The organism is Mucilaginibacter sp. Mucisp73 (genome assembly GCF_059491465.1).
This window is the reverse complement of record NZ_CP168507.1, coordinates 4,809,825-4,830,450: the sequence shown is the minus strand read 5'-3', so window position 1 is coordinate 4,830,450 and position 20,626 is coordinate 4,809,825. Positions and strand designations below refer to the sequence as shown.

Annotated in this window: 14 protein-coding genes; 3 read left to right on the top strand and 11 right to left on the bottom strand. The window is 44.3% G+C overall.

The window, feature by feature from the left end; translation table 11 throughout:
* Nucleotides 1–87: 87 nt before the first annotated feature.
* Entirely contained in the window at nt 88–1,116 is a 1,029-nt protein-coding gene (locus ACEN82_RS19860; RefSeq protein WP_413321985.1) for a S66 peptidase family protein, read from the top strand.
* Nucleotides 1,117–1,119: 3 nt separating this feature from the next.
* Here the strand turns inward: ACEN82_RS19860 and ACEN82_RS19855 are convergent, their stop codons facing one another.
* Nucleotides 1,120–2,283, bottom strand: coding sequence for a hypothetical protein (locus ACEN82_RS19855; protein ID WP_413321986.1), 1,164 nt, complete (start codon nt 2,281–2,283; stop codon nt 1,120–1,122).
* Between the two features lie 226 nt (nt 2,284–2,509).
* Here ACEN82_RS19855 and ACEN82_RS19850 point away from each other — a divergent pair, with 226 nt between their 5' ends.
* Nucleotides 2,510–3,289, top strand: coding sequence for an SDR family NAD(P)-dependent oxidoreductase (locus ACEN82_RS19850; RefSeq protein ID WP_413321987.1), 780 nt, complete (start codon nt 2,510–2,512; stop codon nt 3,287–3,289).
* A 263-nt stretch (nt 3,290–3,552) separates the two neighbouring features.
* A complete protein-coding gene (locus ACEN82_RS19845) occupies nt 3,553–4,359 on the top strand; it encodes a phytanoyl-CoA dioxygenase family protein (RefSeq protein WP_413321988.1) in 807 nt (268 codons plus the stop codon).
* 247 nt (nt 4,360–4,606) lie between these two features.
* On the opposite strand, the gene ACEN82_RS19840 is transcribed toward ACEN82_RS19845, so the two are convergent.
* The 10 genes from ACEN82_RS19840 to ACEN82_RS19795 form a co-directional block, all read right to left on the bottom strand.
* Nucleotides 4,607–6,697 (bottom strand): CehA/McbA family metallohydrolase domain-containing protein, encoded by a 2,091-nt coding sequence (locus ACEN82_RS19840; RefSeq protein WP_413321989.1) that lies wholly within the window; start codon nt 6,695–6,697, stop codon nt 4,607–4,609.
* Nucleotides 6,698–6,704: 7 nt separating this feature from the next.
* Nucleotides 6,705–7,715: a glycoside hydrolase family 43 protein gene (locus ACEN82_RS19835; RefSeq protein WP_413321990.1), complete on the bottom strand. Its 1,011-nt coding sequence runs from the start codon at nt 7,713–7,715 to the stop codon at nt 6,705–6,707.
* A gap of 216 nt (nt 7,716–7,931) precedes the next feature.
* Nucleotides 7,932–9,002 carry a cellulase family glycosylhydrolase gene (locus tag ACEN82_RS19830; RefSeq protein ID WP_413321991.1) on the bottom strand — a complete coding sequence of 357 codons (1,071 nt, stop codon included), beginning with the start codon at nt 9,000–9,002 and terminating at the stop codon, nt 7,932–7,934.
* A 199-nt stretch (nt 9,003–9,201) separates the two neighbouring features.
* Nucleotides 9,202–10,341, bottom strand: coding sequence for a sialidase family protein (locus ACEN82_RS19825; RefSeq protein ID WP_413321992.1), 1,140 nt, complete (start codon nt 10,339–10,341; stop codon nt 9,202–9,204).
* A gap of 34 nt (nt 10,342–10,375) precedes the next feature.
* Entirely contained in the window at nt 10,376–10,519 is a 144-nt protein-coding gene (locus ACEN82_RS19820; RefSeq protein WP_413321993.1) for a hypothetical protein, read from the bottom strand.
* Nucleotides 10,519–12,591 carry a beta-L-arabinofuranosidase domain-containing protein gene (locus ACEN82_RS19815; RefSeq protein WP_413321994.1) on the bottom strand — a complete coding sequence of 691 codons (2,073 nt, stop codon included), beginning with the start codon at nt 12,589–12,591 and terminating at the stop codon, nt 10,519–10,521. The genes ACEN82_RS19820 and ACEN82_RS19815 overlap by 1 nt, the downstream gene beginning before the upstream one ends.
* A gap of 11 nt (nt 12,592–12,602) precedes the next feature.
* Complete coding sequence (locus ACEN82_RS19810) at nt 12,603–14,444, bottom strand: glycoside hydrolase family 2 protein (RefSeq protein ID WP_413321995.1); 1,842 nt, start codon at nt 14,442–14,444, stop codon at nt 12,603–12,605.
* A gap of 92 nt (nt 14,445–14,536) precedes the next feature.
* Nucleotides 14,537–15,235: a DUF3823 domain-containing protein gene (locus tag ACEN82_RS19805; protein WP_413321996.1), complete on the bottom strand. Its 699-nt coding sequence runs from the start codon at nt 15,233–15,235 to the stop codon at nt 14,537–14,539.
* Nucleotides 15,236–15,255: 20 nt separating this feature from the next.
* Nucleotides 15,256–17,199, bottom strand: a complete 1,944-nt coding sequence (locus ACEN82_RS19800) for a RagB/SusD family nutrient uptake outer membrane protein (protein ID WP_413321997.1) — start codon at nt 17,197–17,199, stop codon at nt 15,256–15,258.
* A 24-nt stretch (nt 17,200–17,223) separates the two neighbouring features.
* Nucleotides 17,224–20,448 carry a SusC/RagA family TonB-linked outer membrane protein gene (locus ACEN82_RS19795; protein ID WP_413321998.1) on the bottom strand — a complete coding sequence of 1,075 codons (3,225 nt, stop codon included), beginning with the start codon at nt 20,446–20,448 and terminating at the stop codon, nt 17,224–17,226.
* Nucleotides 20,449–20,626: the final 178 nt, after the last annotated feature.

The window sequence follows — 20,626 nt, the reverse complement described above, 5'->3', positions numbered from 1 at the left end:
ATTTTCCCTGCGAGGTATTCATTACTTATACTCCCGTTTTTTCATACTTTTATAAACGCTGTTGCATCAAAATGCAGCAGGTATAAAATGAACCGAAAACGCTTCATATCCTCCTTAGTCACGGCCGGCGCCGCTTTATCAACCTCAGGGGCATGGTCGGTTACTCCACCAAATCCCTATACTAAAGCCCGTCACAAAATCCCTCCTTATTTGCAACCCGGAGATACCATCGGCATTATTAGTCCATCGGGATATATGAGCCTTGCCGAAATCATGCCCGCTGTACAACTTATACAAAGCTGGGGTTTCAACGTAACAATAGGCAATAACACCGGCAAAAAGGATTTTATATACGGAGGAACAGATGAAGAGCGCACGGCCGACCTGCAGGAAATGCTTGATAACCCCGAGATTAAAGCCATTATGTGCGCAAGGGGCGGCTACGGACTGGTTAGGATCATTGACCGGTTAAATTTCAGGCAGTTTAAGAAGAACCCTAAATGGATTATCGGCTTCAGCGACATTACCGCCCTGCATTGCCATATCAACCGGAATTTTGGTATTGCAACACTGCATTCAAAAATGTGCAACAGTTTTCCTGATGACTGGGCAAAGGCCGACGCTATGCAGATAGCCACTATTCAATCCATAAGGCAGGCTCTTACCGGCGAAAGCCTTAATTATTCGTCACCTGCTTGCCCCCAAAACCGCTCCGGAAAAACCGAAGCCCTATTGGTTGGCGGTAACCTGAGCCTGATCGCGACGCTTTCGGGTACGCCGTCTGACCTTGATACGAATGGAAAAATCTTATTTGTTGAAGATACCCATGAACGCCTTTACAATATCGACCGCATGTTCTGGAACCTAAAGCAATGCGGTAAACTTTCGCACCTGGCCGGGCTAATTATAGGAGGCTTTCAACTAACGCCCGATATTGAAGGCGAAGAATTTGGCCACAGCATTTATGATATCGTTACCGAAAAAGTAAAAGACTATGACTATCCAGTTTGCTTTGATTTTCCGGTGGGTCATCAAAGAAACAATTTCGCCCTTACATGCGGGTTAAGGCACATACTTGAGGTTGGAACGGAAGGAAGTGTGCTTAAATCTGTTTAACCTTTATTTCAGATTTTCATCAAAATCAATAAAAAGATCGGCTTTATCATTATCATAAATACCACCTGCTATAATGCTTTGCCCGGTTGTTCCGGGATTGTTTCCCTGGCCCAGCGGCCATGAGCCTTTTGAGTTGGTAACCCCAAATCCGGCATAGGAAGCTGCCTGTAAAGCAAAATCGGTACAGTTATTTTTTGACAGGTGATACTCCAACCCATCGTATAAACGGGTGAGCTTCAGGATTCTTTTAAACCGGCGTTCGGTTATAAACTTGCCCATTACTTCATCCCACTTGTGCGCCTCATCATTTTTGAAAGTGCCCGAGGTTTCCGGCTCCCATGGAGTGGCTGAAAATATATTGTCCTTTTTAGGATAAAATCCGAAGGAAACAGAAACCGAGCTTGAATCGGTGTTGTACTTGATGAGGGTGATAAAAGTATGACCGGTGTTAGCCCGTACAAATACGGTCGGTTTACCTGGTTTTGGCTGTTTTACATGAAATAACAGCGCGTAAGCAGCCGCTTTTTTACCATCGTTAAAGGTATTCAGAATGCGGTTATAAGTGATAGACTTGCTCTTCTTTTCTTTTTTATCTTTTAATTGAACCGGGGTGTTTACAAATACTGAATCGTCATTTGCACTGATAGCCAACAATCCGCTGTTTAAATGTAACTGCCGGCTGGTTGTATCAGAAATAAGAGAATCCGGAGCAGCGGGTACAAGATCATTTCCATCCTTTTTAGATACCATCGCTTTAAAAAAACATTTCATAGCTAAAGGGTATAAATGCAGCCTGGCAAATACATTGGCAAGCTTGTAATATGATTTAACCTTCGCCTGGTTATAATTACTTTCGCTGGTATTATTGGCCGATAGCTCTTTTAAATAGCTCAAAACCTTTTTACGGCCGGCATGGGTATCCAACTCACTTTCCAGGTCTGTCTCAAAAGCGGCATCGGCTTTATCAATAACAGGTTTGTTTGATACCCCCGCAAGCAGCTTGGACGAATAACTGTCATCTATTATACTATGGGCAGATGTATCGGGCCGCAGGTTGAGCTTATATCTTACCGAAGCCGAGAGCTGGGCCGATGCAGGAAGTACAGATAACATAGAACCAATGACTACAAAGGCGCTGAATAAATATTTTGTACGATAAGCGGTCATGATCAATTTTAAGCTTGTGACAATTGTTGTGTTACAGATATAATAGCGGGGTAGGGGGCGGTTACGATTTACCGGCAACAACAATAACCTTGCTGGCTATAGCTTAAAAAACGAAAACGGGGCGGTATAGTTTTCATATCAATACAAACGTAATAATATTTTAAATAGTCTACAAGTTTAGTAGATTATTTTTATTTAAACTTGCAGTGCAGATATACTTATAAAAATGATGGATCAGTACGCTTTAGTTACGGGAGCAGGTAAAGGCATTGGGCGGTCAATGGCTATATTGCTGGCTCAAAAAGGATATAACCTACTGCTGGTTTCCCGGTCGGAGAATGACCTCATTGCCGTATCCGCCCAAATAAAAGCCAACTTTCATGTTAAGACTGATTATCTCGCGATTGATCTTTCGGGTGCAGGTGCGGCCCTCCGGATCTTTGACTGGGCTAAAAACTTAAATGTATCTGTATCGATATTAATAAATAACGCGGGACATGGCGCATGGGGAAATTTCGATGAATTGGATCTGGCCGCGCAAACCCGGATGATGCAGGTTAATATGAATGCCCTTGCCGAAATCTCTTATCATTTTATCCCTCTTTTAAAATTGCAGCAAAAGGCTTTTATCCTCAATGTAGCCAGTACCGCGGCTTACCAGGCGGTACCAACGCTGGCTGTATATGCAGCCACGAAAGCATTTGTTTTATCCTTTAGCCGGGCTGTAAGATATGAGCTTAAGGAGACGCCGGTATCAGTAAGCTGCCTTTGCCCCGGCCCTACAGACACGGGCTTTGCCCACACCGCAGGGATGGATGCCCTGGCCGAACTGGCAGCAAAGTTCAACATGACTGCTGATGAAGTTGCAGCCATCGGGATAAAGGGAATGTTCAACAAAAAGGCTGAAATAGTCCCTGGATTTTTAAATAAGCTTTCGGCTGCAGTTGCAACATACAGCCCTAAAAGCCTGATTGAACGCGTAATCGCCGGACTTTACAAGCATTAAAAAAATATTTTTATAAATATTTGGTATGATTAACAATTTGTTTACATTTGTATTGTCTACTAAAAAGATAGATTTAATATACATTGAACAATACGCGCAACATATTATTTGCATCTCCAATGCGAATGCCCTTGATAACAAGGGTCATGTGCAGCTGTTGTTGTTAATTTTCCCTTAAAGGATCCGCTCCTTTCTTCCACCGCCCGGGCGGTACCCAGCGTTTACAAATTCATTTCCAGGTACAATAATATCTTTTCCACCACATGGCAGCGTCATATCAAAAATTCACCTTAGGCTCAACAATTACGCCCGAACAACAAGCTTTTTTTAATCAGCACGGTTTTATCCATTTTAAAAATTTCATTAAGCCCGAAACTGTTACCGACATCATCAACGCATCAAAACAGGTTGAAAATACCTGGATCAGCAACAAAACTGAGAAGGTGAATGGCGTACCTATTAAATATGGTAAAGATCTTGACGGGTCGCCTATTGTACAGCGCTTTGCTTTTATTAATCAGCATAATAGCCTGTTAGATGAATTTACTAAAGATCCGCGTTTCCAGGTATTACTTAACCTTATAGGTGAAGGATCCCGGCTGGGAACTGATGAAAAAGACGGCATGGTTTTTAACCACTACGTTAACGGCCCCGAAAGCAGTTTTACCAAAATGGGATGGCATACCGATGGCCTGCGCGATATTTTTCACGGCCAAAAGTTAAACCCGATGCTGAATGTTGGGATTCACCTGAGCACTTTAAAACCGGAGAACGGCGGTTTACGCATCCTGCCCGGCACACATAAGCAAAACCTTTACCAGATGCTTTTCCGTAAAAAATATTTCCTTGATCATGATACCGACGAAAATGAGGTAGCTATTATCCCAACTGCCGGCGACCTGACCATACATGATGGCCGCTTATGGCACCGCGTAGCCCAATCAACCGTTATTGGTGAGGAAAGCCGCCGCAGGGTAATATATATCCCCATTATTGCAGGCAAATATGAGCCCAAGCATGCCGACAGCCCTACCGCTTTTTATCAACGTTTTGCAAGTATTGTTAAGTAAAAATTTATGTTAATTGCCTTATTCATCAGCTATCTCATCCGCACCGGGAAAATTACTGCCTTTAAAAGTTTTTTTACAGACCGGGCTTTGGTTAAAGTTCCTGTAAAATAGAAACCATGTCTTTGCGAGGAGCCGCATGGGTGAGAGCATCTGGCGCGACGCGGCAATCTCGTAGCTATACAGATCGGATACGCATGGCTACGAGATTGCCACGCTGTGCTCGCAATGACATTTTTTATTAGATTCTTTATTTCAACCAAACCGTTTGTGTATAAGCACCATCAACGGCAGCATCCCATACTTCAAGTCGTACCCATTTGCGGCCTTTCATGTTTAACACTTTACTAAATGTTTTTGTGCCGAAAGCCTGGGTTGATGTAAGATCGATGTGCTCACGATAAACCCGCTTCCCATCTCCCGAAATGATTTCGGCAAAATTGAGCGGGAATGTCCAATTGGTTTTAAAATTGACGGTACATTTACCATTGACAGGGAGGGCGATGGTTTCGCCGGAAGAATGGCCGTTTACCGTAAAATCTTCTATCAAAACTTCGCCGGTAGTGGAAAAGAATTTTCCCTGTTCCAGTACATCAAGCACAGGTTGCCAGCCATTTTTATATTGCGGCTGTTTGGCAAGTTTCAGGTAGTTTACATTGAGGTGTGCGTACATTTCATTTTCAGGTTCGATGCTGAACAGGTCGGCTTCAGAGAGTACTTTCTTTTTCAGCCCCCAATTATTCATATCATCCATCAGGTCAAATACACGTTTGCCCAAGCGAGGCTCTGAAAGATCAGCAGGTAAAGCTTTCCAGGCAGCTCCTAAAAATCTGTCGGACAGGTAAAAATCTTCCTTCTTATAAGCATCCGGGAAACCGGTTGATCCCTTTGTACGGGCATGCGCTGTCCAGGCCAAACCATTTTCGGCTTTAAGCAGGTTCAGCATATCGGCTTTGTCACCAATGTGGTAAACTTTGCCATGTTCGGCATCGGTACTTTCAAAAGGCGTACCCGCCTTGCGCGACATGATCCAGTAAACCGGCTTAGGGAAAAATGCCAGCCAGTGCCCGCCGAAAAATTCATTAGGCTCTTCGCCGGGCAGCAGTAAAAAATTAGAATCAGACAAGCGGTTACACTGATCAAACAGCGCTTTTAATTCTTTAAGGCGCTGCTCGTCCGGTCCTTTAGGGTGCGCTGTGTAATGAAACTCAGCCAAATGAACTATGTTGATGCCTTGACGCTTTAAAATCTTCACAAAGAAGGGACTATCAGGCACAGGCTTACCCGCCAGTACAACGCTCATGATAAACTCGTTATGAAAATGACTTGCCATGGTTTTATAACCCGGCAAAGGTTTGTAACTGTCATCATGGGTGAATTGCTTTACGTTATTCAGCAAAGCGTCTGCTCCATCATTACCCAGCAGGCAAAAAAAGTTAAACCGTTGTTTGGTTCCCGGAGGGGCGTTAAACCAGGGCACGAAACGTTTATCGCCCTGTAATTCCTGCCTGATACCAAGCCCAAAACCAGGAAGCAAACTGCAGTAATTGTTACCGTACCATACAAACTTGAGATTGAAAGCTTCATCCAACGGATAAAAATACTGGTGCGGTGCAGGGAATATGGCTATTGCGGCATTATCATTTGCGCCTATGATGGTGCGGTATTTTACAGCGAGGTTTTTAGCTGTATCAGGCCGTTCAATCTGATCTGTTTGCAGGTGTTCATACACATCGCTGTAATTGACAGCTTTAACCGGGTTGGTTTTCGCTACCAAACCTGCATCATACAAAATGGCAGTTGAGTCAATTGGTGTTGATACAACCGCAGCCACATTAAATAGGGGCTGGCCGTTATAGAGGGTTATCTCCAGGTCGCCTTTAAAATTGGGGGCTTCTAATCCGGGCAGTGTAATTATAGTGCGCGAGCCTTTACTACTTACGCTGATGCCCTTTTTCTGAAAATTCACCTTATAGGAATGGTGCGGCTTCAGCGGTACTTTATCAAAAAAGATGTTCCAGCCGTTTTGAGAGATAAGGTCGCGCTTGCCTTCTGTGAGGATAAACTGCGGATCGATATTTTCAATTACCGGCTTGTAAATACCTCCTTTACTTAACTGTACGCTGGTAAATAGCGGTTGGCCATTTTTTAAATTTAAAACAAGTTTAGCCTTGCTGTTAATCCCTGCCGGCCAGGTTACCGTTACGTTTGCGGTATTTGCCATTACACTTACGCCGGCCGCCGGTTTATAGTTTTTATAGCCTGATACCTGCGCCTCGGCATTTAAAAAAGTCAGCAATAGCAATCCGTAAAGTGCCAGATGTTTTAATTGATAAACCATATTATTACTATTTAGTTACTACCGGCCAGCCATTTTGATATTTGATAGGGCTGATACACATTACCCTTCCCTTTTCCTTATGGGCTATTTCAATTGCATGATAAGCTATAAGTTTGTTTCCCTTTTCGTCGGTAAAAATAGAATTATGACCAGGAGCCGTGTAAACAACATCTTTAACCAATATAGCGCTATTGAGGGTTTTATCACTTTCACCCAACCTTAAAAACGGACCAAGTGGATTATCTGCTTTAGCAATCATTACAGCATAGTTGGCTCCGGTACCACAGCAGTTATCGCCCGAATAATACAGGTAATAGGTTCCGTTATCATAATCAAGCCATGATCCTTCAACCAAATTACTGTAGCTTTTATCCTTGCCCGGTTCAACTACAACTGTTGGCTGTGAACCTTCTTTAAAGTCCGACCAGTCATCTTTCATTTCCTGTACCCGCAATGGCTGAAAGTCCGATCCCCAGTAAAGAAAATGCTTCCCGGTTTTAGGATCAACAAAAGCTTTAGGATCTATACAGTGAAAACTCGGGCCCCTCATAAATGGTGTGCCCCTATCGGTAAAAGGCCCAAGCGGGTTGTCAGCATAAGCTATCCCCATCCATTTGCCGGTCAACTCATTTGGATCGGCAGAAAAAAACATGACAAATTTGTTGAGTTTGGCGTCGAAGAAAACATCCGGCGCCCAAAAGTTTTGAGTATTAGTAGCCCATGAAGGTTTTTGAGGCAAAGCGTCACCCGCATATGTCCAGTGTTCATGATCGGTTGACCAGGCCACCTGGATATTGATCATCTTTCCATCACCTCCCGGCGATTGAGTTGCGTAAGCATAATACTTGCCATTATAACTGATCACCGTAGGATCGGGGAAATTCCTGTCAAGCACAACATGGATAAGGCCACTATAGGGCGTTGGCTGCTTAGTTGGCTCAATTTGCTGTGCATGGCTGCGACAGGCGGTTATAGTGCCGAACAGGCCCAGCATCAGGTAACTAAAAAACTTCTTCATAGGTGTAATTGGTTTGAGGATGATATTGGCGAGAAACAAGACTTACGAAGTTTTTAAAACTTCGTAAGTCTGCAATAAAACTGCATTTCAGATGATAAGCAGATTTGTGTGATAGGTTAACGCAGGAGACGAACAGGAATGGATGCATCTCTATTTAAAACGGCGGTTTCAGCATTCGAAAATTCATCTGCACATCTGAAATCCGTACATCTAAAACTATCTTCCGGTCAATTTCTTGATCAGGTTTGTTTCTTCCGGGATGTAGGCAGTACCATCCTTACGGAAAATATCATGGAACCACAGTTTAGGTTCTTTACCATCAGGCATGGGAGTATCCCAGGCGTAAATGGTATTGGTTTTACCGCTTACAAAACCCCAGTTTATAGCGCCTACATTTTCTTTTTTAAGCATTGGCAATACCGTGCCGAACAGACTGTTCCGCGGGCGTGCCATATACTCAGTACAAATCAACGGGCGACCGTTCATTTTCAGGAACTGTACAGTTTTCAGGTGTTCAGCTTCCGGGGTATAGTCATGATAAGTAATAACGTCTGAGTTAGCTATCTGGAATTTGTTCAGGTCTTCCAGGTCCCAGCGCCAAACACCGGCACTAATTGGCTGACTTGGATTTACCTGCCTTGCCCATTTGAACACACTTTTCAACAATGGCAAAGTTTTGTTGCCTTTATCCGAGTTGCCCGGTTCATTGTACAAATCCCAAAGCAAAATGCGTTTGTCATTGGCAAAACGTTTCAAAACATCCTTCACGTATTTTTCAAGAACCGGCGAATTCGCCGCGTTATCAGATGCCGGTTGGCCCGGATCCTGCATCCAGCCTGAATTGTGAATACCTGGTTTTGGCTCTGGTTGTTTACCTATTTTAGGCACTTTGTTCCAGCAGTCATCAAAAAACACAAACATGGTTTTTACGCCGTGTTTACTTGAAATGGCAAGGTATTCGTCCATGCGTTTTTTGAAACCTTCATGATCCTGCTCCCAGGCTAAATGATGCAGGAAAACGCGCATTACATTCATACCAATACCTTGCGCATAGCCCAATTCCCTGTCAATAGTTTTCGGATCGAAAGTATCAGCCTGCCACATTTCCAACTGATTGATGGCCGTACTTGGAATAAAATCGGCACCAACCAGCCATTGCTGCTGCGCATACCATGTTTTTGCCTTCTCCTGCGACCATATTTGTGCCGGCGCCTTTTGCTGCGCCATTACCCTCATCCCCAATGGCATTGCCAAAGCAAGCGCCAATACTTTTAATTTTGTTTGCATTTATCTGTATTTAATAGTTTAATTCAGTTTATCTATTTTAATTCAAGCGTCCATGCTTACCTGCCAACCACACGCCGCCGCTCGGCTCCAACCGAGTGGCAATTATCCCAAGGCCTCTGGCCTGCTACTCCAAATTCGGCGGCCAGAGGCCGCTTAATAACTGCCACCCGGCTGGAGCCGAGCGGCAGCTAAGATTTGCTTATTTATTCTTTATCACTTTTCCCTTTATCATCCATATCTCCGTCCCTTTCCCAAAGGCATTTGTTGATGTTAACGCGATAATGGTATCATCATTAAGCACACACAACGCATTCCACAATCCGTGTTTGTTAAGCGGAATATCAAATGGCGTTGGTACACTCACAAAATCTTTAGCATTACTATCACCTAAAGCTACCTGCATACAGGCTTGCTCCCAGTTATGGTTACGGTTTTGCGTGCTTTGATAGGATAGCACAGTTTCGCCACTGTGCAGTTGCCTTAAGTAAGGCGCTCCTGCGTAAACCGTATCCTGCAATTTAGGGTTGAGCGCGTATGTGCGTTCAGCATCATCTGGCCCGACTGTTTTTTGCCAGTTTTGGCCGATGCTGTTGCGGATGATAGACGGTTTAAAAGTTGCACCCGCGTTATCCTCTATCGAAAACACGATTTCATTTTTTCCTTTCAGGATGACGGGCACCGGCATCCCATCCCGGTGATTTGGCCTGAAGGAAACTATTTCGGGCTCTTTTGTCCAGCTTAAACCATTATCCTTTGACCTGAATATAGAAATATTTTGCTCGTTTGATTTGGTGTAAACACCTTCGTTTGAAAAGAACAACTGGATCTCGCGCGATGGCAATTGAATCTGCGATGGCTCCCAGCAGCCATCATCAAAATTGCATTGTGCTTCATAGATCAGGCGTTCATCCGTCCATGTTTTGCCTTTATCGTAGCTCTTTTTTGTACAGATAGCAAAATGTTTGGTTGTATCCCAATTGCCGTTTACTTTATGCGGGCGCGGGTTGTATGATGCCAGTAAGGAATGATCTTTTAATTCTAATATTTCAGGCACCGCCATATTTACACCCGGTAGCGGTTTGGCAATTATTACAGGTTGGTACCAGCTTTTGCCAAGATCGCTGCTTGTAATACACTCAATGCCCCCGGCGCTTTCATAAACGCAAAAAAGGTTGCCATTACTCAGCTGGATCATGCGGGCGTAATTGCCGTTTTTGCTCCCCACCTGTTTTAAGGTGGTTTGATCCCAGGCAATGGTTTTGTTGTTAACGGCATAGTGTTGCCCCAGAACCATCACCGGGGCAAACACACCCATTAACCAAATGAATATCTGCCGCATAACCAATTATATTCTTTTTATTTCTGTCGATATTTTATTTGACGTCTGCCAGCCAAAAACTAAATGGCTTATCCCTGTCACAAACCAATGTTTCACCGTTAAACTCCAGTTCGGCAGCGTGGATGGACGTGCGCTTGGTTGTGTAACTGTAAGCCCTATCGGCATCTGTATTGCTCATTATTCAGCAACCGGGAAAGCCGAGATCCTTAACCTTGCTCCGCCCATAGGTACCAATGTTAGTTCTTTAGCAGGTTCCTCAGTTTTAACCGGACTTTGCGGCAATACCCCGCATAAACCTGTTTCGTCTATCTTCCAACCGGGCAGCTGTTTACCTTTTGCTTTCAGTTCTATCGGCGCATTGGTATTGGTGAACGGATTATTGTCCTTTGGCCATGCGCGGTGAATAACTTCTATTGATTTTTCAGGATGCTGTTCATCTATAAGCAAACCATAGTTCCATGGCGATGCAGCGTAGATGTTATAAGACGGCCATTTTTGAGGGTTAGCACCGGGTTGCCAGTGCGAATCGCCCTGAGCATCTTTCAGGTTATCTCCTTTGGTATATTGCTCTTCTATTTTCAAAGAATAGGTAAGCGGGCCATAGCTAACACTTACGCTATTTTTGTTTTTAGCCCATTCTTTCACCTTAAGCTGCATTGGCAACTGAAGCGTTACTTTATCGCCATTTTTCCAGTTTTTTGCCAAACGGATATAATCGCCAGTTGAGGTGTTTACATCTACAGCTACGCCATTAACTTTTACCGATGCGCCTTTGCACCATTCAGGTATGCGCAGGTAAAGCGGAAAATCGACTGTTTTTGGCGTAGTAACCGTAAAGTTGATCTGATCCTGGAAAGGATAGTGGCTTGTTTCAGCAATACTTACTGCGGTACCGTTACCAACTTTTGCGTTCACCTTACCTTCGGTGTAAAGTAATGCGGCAATACCATTATCAGGGGTAGCCATCCAGCTGTTTTCGGCATAATATACCCAACCAGCAGCGTGGTTATGCTGGCAACAACGGCTGCCGAAAGGATTCATCATTAAAAACGGACCTTCATTGGCAATACCCGGATGATGGTTTTTACCATCACTCACCACCATGTTAGGTGCAGTTAGATAACGTAAAGCACGATAATCGGGCATAAAGGCAGCCGGGAAGGTATTGAAAGCTACGTCCTCGCAGTTTTCGGCCCAGAAACGATCGCCGGTATTGCCCAATAACATCTGGTCGGATGTCATTTGCTCTACCAAACCACAGGTTTCTACTGCCTGGCGCGGATCATCGTAACCTTTACGGGCATTTTCATCAGCACCGAACATACCGCCCGGAACCTGGCCATAGATATCACGGATCAGTTTAAAATCATTGTATGTAGCATCCAGATCTTTTTTATCGTGGCTTTGCAGGTAATAAGTTGCCGGCTCACGGAAACACTGCGCTACGTTAACATTATGCCAGTTGGGCAGGTTATTGGCCTGGCGCCAATTGGCAGTATTTTTATCAAGCTTGGTAGCTAAATCAAGTAAAAATTTATCACCAGTACGGTTGTATAGCCAGTAAACACTCAGCATATTGTCACCGCCGCGGCTGTTTTCCCAGTAATCTTCCAAAAACTTATTATCAGGCGTAGCTAACTCATACTTAAAATACTTGGTCATGAAAGGGATAACGCGCGGATCTTTGGTGTATTCGTAATATGATTGCAGGCACCAGAGCATCGGCATGTTAGTCCAAAGGTCACGGTTGCCGTTATGTTCAACCGCCGGACCAAAATCGCCGTTATCGCGCTGGTTATTCAATACTGCATCAATCCAAAATTTGGTTTCGGCAATCATCTTTTTATCCTTCAACGTGTAGGCTATATCCGCATAGCCCTTTAACCAATAAGGCAGCTCTTCCCAACCGTATTCACCTTTGCCCTCTTTGTTAAGCCAGGCATTGTTGGTTTTCGAAAGCCATACGCTGATCTCGCCAAGGTTACCGGTTAAGCCGTCGCGCTGCAGCTCCAGCATTTTTTTGAGCCAGCCACCAGCCTCAATGCTACCGGTAGGCAATTTGGTAAAATATTGCCTTTGCAAGGGAGCGCGGTTGTTTACATAAAAAGCATTCGCGCCTTTATTGTCTACTGTTGTAACCGTTGTTGCTTTCACTCCCTGGGCACTTGCTGTTGCAAAGCCAGCACATATCATAGCTACGGAAAGACAAACCTCCCTGCGCATTAATTTTATACTGTTTTTGATAGTCATACGTAAAGATATTATTTCGCTAACGCCGGATCGTACAGTTTGCTGTTGGCTTTTTGTAACAATTCAACAGGCATTTTAATCACCTTGCGATCATAGGTCATGAAGCCGTTCACTTCGCCTTCCACATCTGTTGTTTGGGTATACACCGCTGCCGAAAGGCCAACTTTAATCAATTCTTCCAGTCTATCGGTAAAGGTTGAATATCTTTTAAACAGGTCGTCGCCATTTTTGAAATTTTGATACCCCCAGTTTTTGTTGGCTTGCCAGGTATGGCCATCAACCGGCCAGCCCAAACCGCCAAACTCGCCAAGTACAACGGCTTTGGTTTTACCGAAGATCTCGGGACGTGGCATAGCAGGGTGCGGATAGTTATGCAAATCGACAATGTTACCGGTATCGTAGAAGTTGCCACCGCTGGCACTGTTCACCAAACGTGACGGGTCTTTTTTCATCGTCCATTCGGTGATCTCCACAGTTTTAAACTGCCCCCAGGCCTCGTTAAACGGAGTCCAGACTACGATGCATGGATAGTTATATAATGAGTTAATGATAGCGTTCCACTCTTTGCGATAGTAGCTTTCAGATTCGGGAGTACGTTGCTGGTCGGTAGCACGGTCAAGCACACCAGGGCGGTTTTCCCAGTGGTTGCCTAAATCGCCGCTCGGCATATCCTGCCAAAGCAGCATACCTGTTTTATCGCAGTAAGCATAGTAACGCGCAGGTTCAACTTTAATGTGCTTACGGATCATGTTGAAGCCCATTTCCTTTAGCTTGTCAATATCAAAACTCATAGCCTCATATGTTGGCGGGGTGTATAAACCATCAGGCCACCAACCCTGATCAAGCGGGCCATATTGAAACACAAATTTGTTGTTCAGCAGCATCCGTTGAATGCCGTTAGCATCCGCACCAAGCGAAATTTTACGCATAGCGAAGTAGCTGCCAATCTCGTCGACAGCTTTATTGTTGCGGATAACTGCAACCTTCAGGTCATATAAAAACGGATCGGTAGTTGACCATAAATGCTGATCTTTGATATCCAACACAGCAGTTTCGCCGGCATCAATCGTTTTTTCGGATATAAGGGTTTTGCCATTCCAGGCGCTGATCTTCAGCTTATCGCCCGGCTGGCTATTTGAAATTTCGGCGGATACCGATAGTGTGTGATCGTCAATGTTGGGGGTTTGTTTGGTGGCTTCAATGTGTGTTTTAGCTACACCTTCCAACCAAACAGTTTGCCAAATCCCGGTAACCGGGGTGTACCAGATCCCTTCGGGCTTTTTAACTTGTTTACCACGCGGCTGCGGACCATCATCTGTCGGGTCCCATACGCTTACGGTAATTTCTTGCTTTGAACCGCCTTTTAAATAAGGGGTAATATTAAATGTAAAAGGATCAAAGCCGCCTTCATGAATGCCGGCGCTTTTACCGTTTACAAAAACTTCGGTACGCCAGTCAACCGCACCAAAATGCATCAGTACGTCTTTACCTTTTAATGTTTTGTTTAAGCTGATGGTGGTTTTATACCACAACATGCTATCCTTACCCACCGTTTTACCCACTCCCGACAGGGCAGATTCAACCGCGAAAGGCACTAGGATCTTTCCTTCATATTTGGCAGGCCCTGTGGTTGCTTTAGGCACTATGGCATAGTTCCATAAACCATTGAGGTTTTGCCAGTTGCCGCGTACCAATTGCGGGCGCGGATATTCGGGTAGCGGTGCCTTAGGGTCAACCTTTTCGGCCCATGGGGTAGTGATCCTGTCTTTTATCAAATGCCATTCGCCTTGCTGTGCATTGGCAGATAGATAAGTAGTAATAAAAAGAGACAGGCAAAGCGATAGTTTCTTCATCAGTTAAAAAGTAGAGATGAGTTATTATATTAATTTAAATTATTGCATAGGGAAAAAAGGCCCCGCTATACAGCGGGGCCTAATTATAAAACTTAGTAAGTAACTTTTACCACAGGCGAGAAGATCATATCTTCCACACCGGCAACCCTAAGCCCTACACGGGCAAACACATAATTTTGTGTGGGCGTGATAGTAGGGATATTTACATTGATGCTGATACCATTCATGCTTGTTATAGCAGAACCGGCAACTTCAGTAGCAGCAATATTATCACTGCCCGATACAAACTGGGTTTTGTTGATATATAACACCACCGAGCCTATTTCTTTAGCATTGGCATCAGTTATAACTTTCTGCAGATCAAACACAGCGTTAACTATTTTATTGGCAGCTGTTATTTTGGCATTATTAATAAGATAATAAGGCGTTACCTCAACATCCATAGTTTGGCTGCCGCTAATGGTAACGGCTATTGTATCCCTTTTCCCGGCACTTACTTCCTTCCACATAAAAGGCCCCTGGTTTGCGGGAATCGTGAATTTGTAATTACCGTTGAATAATAGTGTCGAATAGCTGCCATCCTGCTGAAAAGTACCCCTGATAGGTGCATTTTTACCGAAGCCCGGCTGATAAAGCTCAAAAGGCACCTGGTTATATTCAACATTTATAGCCTGGCCTTTATATGTGAGGCGGCCGGTGAGCTTTGATGCGGGCGCTTCATAGTTGTCCTTCTTGCAACCCATGGTAGCAAGTAAGAGCCCTAATATGATATGATGAAATTTTATTTTCATGATGGTTAATTTATTAATACCTATTGATTTGGTTGCTTTACAATTTTAGGGTTTGCAGATAAAATATCATCACCAATTTGCGAATAATAGTTACCTGCCTGGAACTTATTGGCGCCCGTTACCGCACTTGGTTTCACCTCCTTAAAGATCCACTTACCATTATTGGCGTTGCCCGGATTGTAGTATTTGTATGGCCATAAACCAAAAGGCTGTGTATTATGCTTGGTAGCGCTGCCGATGTTGCTAACCAGGTCGGCAACTGACATTTGGTTACCATCCCAAACTTTGGTAGCAAGTCTCCAGCGTTTCATATCATACAATGTGTGACCTTCAAATGCAAGCTCAACCCTGCGCTCATGTACTATCCTGTCAAAAGTAAGTAAAGCCAAAGGAGTGGTTAAGCCTGCACGTGACCTTACCTGGTTAATATAACCAAGTGCGGTACCTGTTTGGCCAAGTTCAAAGGCGGCCTCCGCAGCATTCAATAACACTTCGGCATAACGATAACGGATAAAGTTAACATCGCTTCCGCGGCCGCGACGGCCAGAGCCTACCGTTGGATCAAGATACTTACGGATATAAAACCCGGTTTGCGTACGAAACTCCAATCCATTAACAGGGCCGTCTTTGCCAACAACCTGGATATTTTTACCAAGTCCCGGTACATCCTGTGTTATAGTAGCATCGCCGCTGCTTATCACTGTACCATCGCCAAGCTGGTAGCCTGCAAAAACCTCAGTCCTTTTACCTTTGAATAAGCCGTTTGGTAACAATACGGTACCCGCAAGTCGTGCATCCCTGCCTGCAAAAGCGTCAAGCTGGTTGGTATAATACACAGGATTACCTCCCGCATCTTTTGTTGCAATTGGCGCGTAGGTATTATCCAGCTTTTCAAAAGCCTCAACCAGGTTCAACGACGGATTTAAACGACCTGCGTCCAAACCTTCGTCGGATATTGAGAATGGCTGATCATTAGTGGTAAACCCGTGTACTTTACCGCCGTTGGCTTTAAAGTCCTCAACAAATATAGCTTCCTGGTTTACACTGCTTTTATCAAGGAAAATAGCAGCGAAGTTATCGCTCAGGTCAGGAAGTACTTTGTATAACTGGTAGCTGCCTGCCGAACCGTTAATAATTTCCTGGGCAGCAGCCAGTGCTTTGGTATAGTAACCATTTGATAAGGTTGAAGGGATACCAACTTCATTTCCCGGTAATGATACCTGGGGGGTGGTAGCGCCATATTTTGCAATTGAACCTGCATATAGTGCAGCCCTTGCTTCCATGGCTAATGCTGCCGCTTTAGTTGCCCTTGATTTTTGGTTAACATCTGCCGGGAGTATTGATTTAATAGCCTCTGCTTCGCTGATAATAAAATCATATACTTCTGATTCTTTGGCACGCGGCCTTTGAAGCGGGGTAACGTTACCCGAGTAATCATAAGCCAACGGATCGGTAATTAACGGAACGCCGCCCATGCGTTTAACCATTTCAAAATAATAGTTAGCACGTAAAAAACGGGCCTCGGCGATAAAACGCGCTTTATCACCTTCGGTAAGTTTGGTGGCCGCGGTTGCACGTTGTATAAAAAGGTTCAGGTCGCGGATATAACCATAATCCCATATCGCCCATTCGCCATAACCCCAGCCTGTACGCTGTACAAGGAAGCTGCTGCCATTTTCTGAAGGGAAAGCCTCGCTGAAATCAGCAAAAGTACGCCATCCAGGCTCCCTGTCACCATTGGGTGATTGCGGATATTCTCTTGACGGATAACCATCCAAACTTGAGAAATCACGTTGCCTGTCATAAAGATCGCCAAGGATCGAAAGCACCAGCGCAGGGTCTGAGAACGCCAGATCTGTTGGCAGCACCTGTTTAGGCGGCACATCTAAAAATGAACTATCTTTTCTGCACGATCCCGCTACTACCGAGATTGCCAGCATTGTTATAATTGAAATCTTTTTCATTTGCTTTTAAACTTTAGGAATTAATTAAAAGGTTAAATTAACGCCGAAGTTGAGTACCTTACTTTGCGGAAACTGTAAACCATTATCATCGGTAGTTTCCGGATCAACGCCATACTGTTTCAGGTTATCAAATGAAAACATGTTGTACGCGTTAACATAAAATCTCGCTCTCCTGATCTTCACTTTCTTAAGCATATCAGTCGGCAATGAATAGCCCAGTTCTAAAGTCCTGGCCCTTAAATACCTTACACTATGCAACCAGAAAGTTGAGTTACGCTGGCCGTTTAGCTCGTAATCGCTATGACCAAAACCTGGGTTCACCCTATTTGCAGGATATTTACCCGGTACCCACGGACTGTTTAAATCAAACATATCCTGGCGGTGCCACCTGTCTTCAAATATTGAGTTCAGGTTACCATTGTTCTGGAACGCCCAGCGGGTTTCATAATTCTGGAACCAGGTATAACCTGCCCCCCCTGAAAAATCAGCATGGAAATCAAAGCCTTTATAAGCAGCACCAACTGTAAAGCCGAAGTTGATATTAGGCTGTGTACCATAACCGAAACCTATAGGGCGCTCGTCATACTGGTCAATTTTACCATCACCATTCTGATCTTTATACATAAGGTCGCCCGGCAACAAGGTACGGTTACCTTTGCCATCGTTGTTGATAGTATAGTTGTTGATCTGCTCCTGCGATGTAAACTGACCGATAACCTGGTAACCCCAGTCGATATGCGAGTACCTGTTTTCGGTCGAGTTACGGTATTGATCCCATGAGTTAAAGAATAGCGGGTTATAGCTTTGCAGGTTTTTTTGGCGGGTGTAGCCAAAGTTACCGCCTATATTATAGCTTGCTTTGCCAATTTTACCGTTATAGTTAAGCGAGATCTCAAAACCGCGTTGCGAATCGCTGCTCGCGTTTTCCTGCGGCAGAGAGTAACCTATTTCAATAGGTACCACAACATCATTTTTAGTACCTAACAAGCCGGTACGTTTACGATAGAAGTAATCGATAGTACCATTCAGCGAACTGTTAAACAAGCTGAAATCGGCAGCAACATCGGTAATTTTACTTTTTAGCCATGAAATACGGGTTACAGGGATCCCTTTATCCCTTGAAGTGATAACCGCGTTGCCATCAAAAATATAAGTGCCCTGGTTGTAGTTGTAACCTGGCAAATAAGCATATGGGGCCACAATAGGATTAGCTGAATTTCCCGGATCACGGTCGTCACCTAACACACCGTATGAACCACGGAATTTCAAATCATTCAGGATACTGTTTTCGCCTAATAGTTTTTTCATGAAACCTTCCTGTGTGATGCGCCAGCCGGCAGATACACCAGGGAAATAACCCACTCGTTTATCAGGGGCAAACAGGTATGATGCATCCCGCCTTGCCGAAGCTTCTAAATAATAGCGGTTGTCATAGTTATAGTTTACACGGCCAATGTAACCTATGCGGGTTTCGGTATTATCGCTGTCCTGGTATTGATCGGCTGTTGGGAAGTAGATCAATGGCAGGTTATTTGAAATTGGCGAAGCATGGATCCAGTTACGTAGGTGTTTTAACTCGATACGTTCAGAAACAAACGTAGCGCCAATGGTATGTTTACCAAAACTGTTGTTATAATTAATTTGCCACTGGTAAGTTTTGGCAAACTCTTTACGTTGCTCACGTTCGCGCCATGGGTTGGTGCTGCCGCCGGTTACATCATAGGTATCGGTAGCAGGCCTGTAGGTATACGCGTTATAAGTATACTCCTGGTTATTAAGTAAGTAATCGGCAATATAGTATGAATATAAGCCTTTTACGTTTAAACCTTTCACGCCTGGTATCTGATATTCAACACCGAAGTTGCTTTGAAGCACACGCCAGTCACTGTGGTAAAGGCCTGAAAGCTTTTTGTTAAGGAAGGCATAGTTTGATTCGGTATGGCCGATATCATTAAGGTATGCCGGGTTATCGTTGGCATAAGGGCGCTCAAGCGGCGTATTCCTTAAAACGGCAAAACGGGCAAGGAAGTAATCATCACCCCCCGGTACGCCAGGGTTTTCGCGGGTTTCGATACGGCCGTTAATGTCCAGGCTTACTTTTAAACCGTTGGCCACTTTAACCGAAACGTTCGATTGGATATTTGAACGATTAAATTTATACTCTTTACCCAACTGAGAGTTTTGATAAAGGTTAGTTGCCGAAACATAGTAGTTAACCCTATCGTTACCGCCGGTAAAATTGGCATTCACCGAGTTTTGCGGGGCATTGTTATTGCTTTTCAAAACATAATCGCGCCAGTTAAAGCTTTGGTAACCTTTTTCGGTGCCGGCTTTATACTTATCAAGCTCGGCTTGGGTAATACTGGTTGAGCCATTGCTGTTAACCTCGGCATCAGCGCGGTAACGCATGTAATCATATGAATTGGTTAACACGTTGGGGAACCTGTACCAGTTTTGGTAACCGGTGTAAGCATCAATATTGATGCGGGCTTCACCAGCGCCTTTTTTGGTGGTTACCACCACTACACCGTTAGCCGCACGTACACCGTAGATAGCTGCCGAAGCGTCTTTCAATACCGAGATACTCTCCACATCGTTAGGAGCAAGGTTGTTAAACTGGCCTTCATCCTGCTGGATCCCGTCAATTACATATAAAGGTGTACCCATGTTACGGATCTGGATACTGGCGCTTGCACCGGGCCTGCCTTCAGACATCCTGAAAGTTACCCCCGGAATTTTACCTGCCAAACCTGTACTTACTGTCGAACCGGCATGTACGCGGTCGAGGTCTTTACTGGTAACTGTTGAAATGGCACCTGTGATAGATGCCTTCTTTTGCGTACCGTAACCCGTAACAACCACCTCCTGTAAAGCCGAGTTTGTGGCACGCAACCGCACTTTTACGGCTGTTTGGCCGTTTAACGGTAATTCGAGTGTAGTAAAACCGATGTAAGTAAAAACTAAAGTGCTGTTTGCACCTGGTACGTTAATGATGAAATTGCCTTGTGCATCGGTTGTGGTGCCCCCCTGTGTGCCCTGTACCCGTACGGCTACGCCGGTAAGTACCTGGCCGGTGGTGTCAACCACGTTACCTGTTACCTTAATTTTATTTTGCGCGGATGCGCTAAACGAAAAAAGGAAACCGGTCATGATGAAAAAAGCGATTAGCATTACTTTGGGGCTCCATTTACTGGGCGGCCACTGCACATGAGGGTTTCCCCCATGCCTGAGTAGTAAAAATTTTCTCATAAATGATCTATTAATTGGTTAAGTTTTGATTTTAAAAATGTACAATTGACATATCTAAAATCATGTTGTAAAGAAAAAGGATTTTGGGCCCGGCGCTTAACCAAATCATATCAATACTTAGTCAAAAAGTATCAATTTTCGGGAGAAGGGAAACGCTGCAACAGATTGGTTATATTTG

Excerpts from the sequence above, each read along its gene's own strand:
- ACEN82_RS19800 (WP_413321997.1), bottom strand. The coding sequence starts at position 17,199 with ATGAAAAAGATTTCAATTATAACAATGCTGGCAATCTCGGTAGTAGCG.
- ACEN82_RS19840 (WP_413321989.1), bottom strand. The coding sequence starts at position 6,697 with ATGGTTTATCAATTAAAACATCTGGCACTTTACGGATTGCTATTGCTG.
- ACEN82_RS19855 (WP_413321986.1), bottom strand. The coding sequence starts at position 2,283 with ATGACCGCTTATCGTACAAAATATTTATTCAGCGCCTTTGTAGTCATT.
- ACEN82_RS19795 (WP_413321998.1), bottom strand. The coding sequence starts at position 20,448 with ATGAGAAAATTTTTACTACTCAGGCATGGGGGAAACCCTCATGTGCAG.
- ACEN82_RS19805 (WP_413321996.1), bottom strand. The coding sequence starts at position 15,235 with ATGAAAATAAAATTTCATCATATCATATTAGGGCTCTTACTTGCTACC.
- ACEN82_RS19850 (WP_413321987.1), top strand. The coding sequence starts at position 2,510 with ATGATGGATCAGTACGCTTTAGTTACGGGAGCAGGTAAAGGCATTGGG.
- ACEN82_RS19835 (WP_413321990.1), bottom strand. The coding sequence starts at position 7,715 with ATGAAGAAGTTTTTTAGTTACCTGATGCTGGGCCTGTTCGGCACTATA.
- ACEN82_RS19820 (WP_413321993.1), bottom strand. The coding sequence starts at position 10,519 with ATGAGCAATACAGATGCCGATAGGGCTTACAGTTACACAACCAAGCGC.
- ACEN82_RS19845 (WP_413321988.1), top strand. The coding sequence starts at position 3,553 with ATGGCAGCGTCATATCAAAAATTCACCTTAGGCTCAACAATTACGCCC.
- ACEN82_RS19810 (WP_413321995.1), bottom strand. The coding sequence starts at position 14,444 with ATGAAGAAACTATCGCTTTGCCTGTCTCTTTTTATTACTACTTATCTA.
- ACEN82_RS19825 (WP_413321992.1), bottom strand. The coding sequence starts at position 10,341 with ATGCGGCAGATATTCATTTGGTTAATGGGTGTGTTTGCCCCGGTGATG.
- ACEN82_RS19860 (WP_413321985.1), top strand. The coding sequence starts at position 88 with ATGAACCGAAAACGCTTCATATCCTCCTTAGTCACGGCCGGCGCCGCT.
- ACEN82_RS19815 (WP_413321994.1), bottom strand. The coding sequence starts at position 12,591 with ATGACTATCAAAAACAGTATAAAATTAATGCGCAGGGAGGTTTGTCTT.
- ACEN82_RS19830 (WP_413321991.1), bottom strand. The coding sequence starts at position 9,002 with ATGCAAACAAAATTAAAAGTATTGGCGCTTGCTTTGGCAATGCCATTG.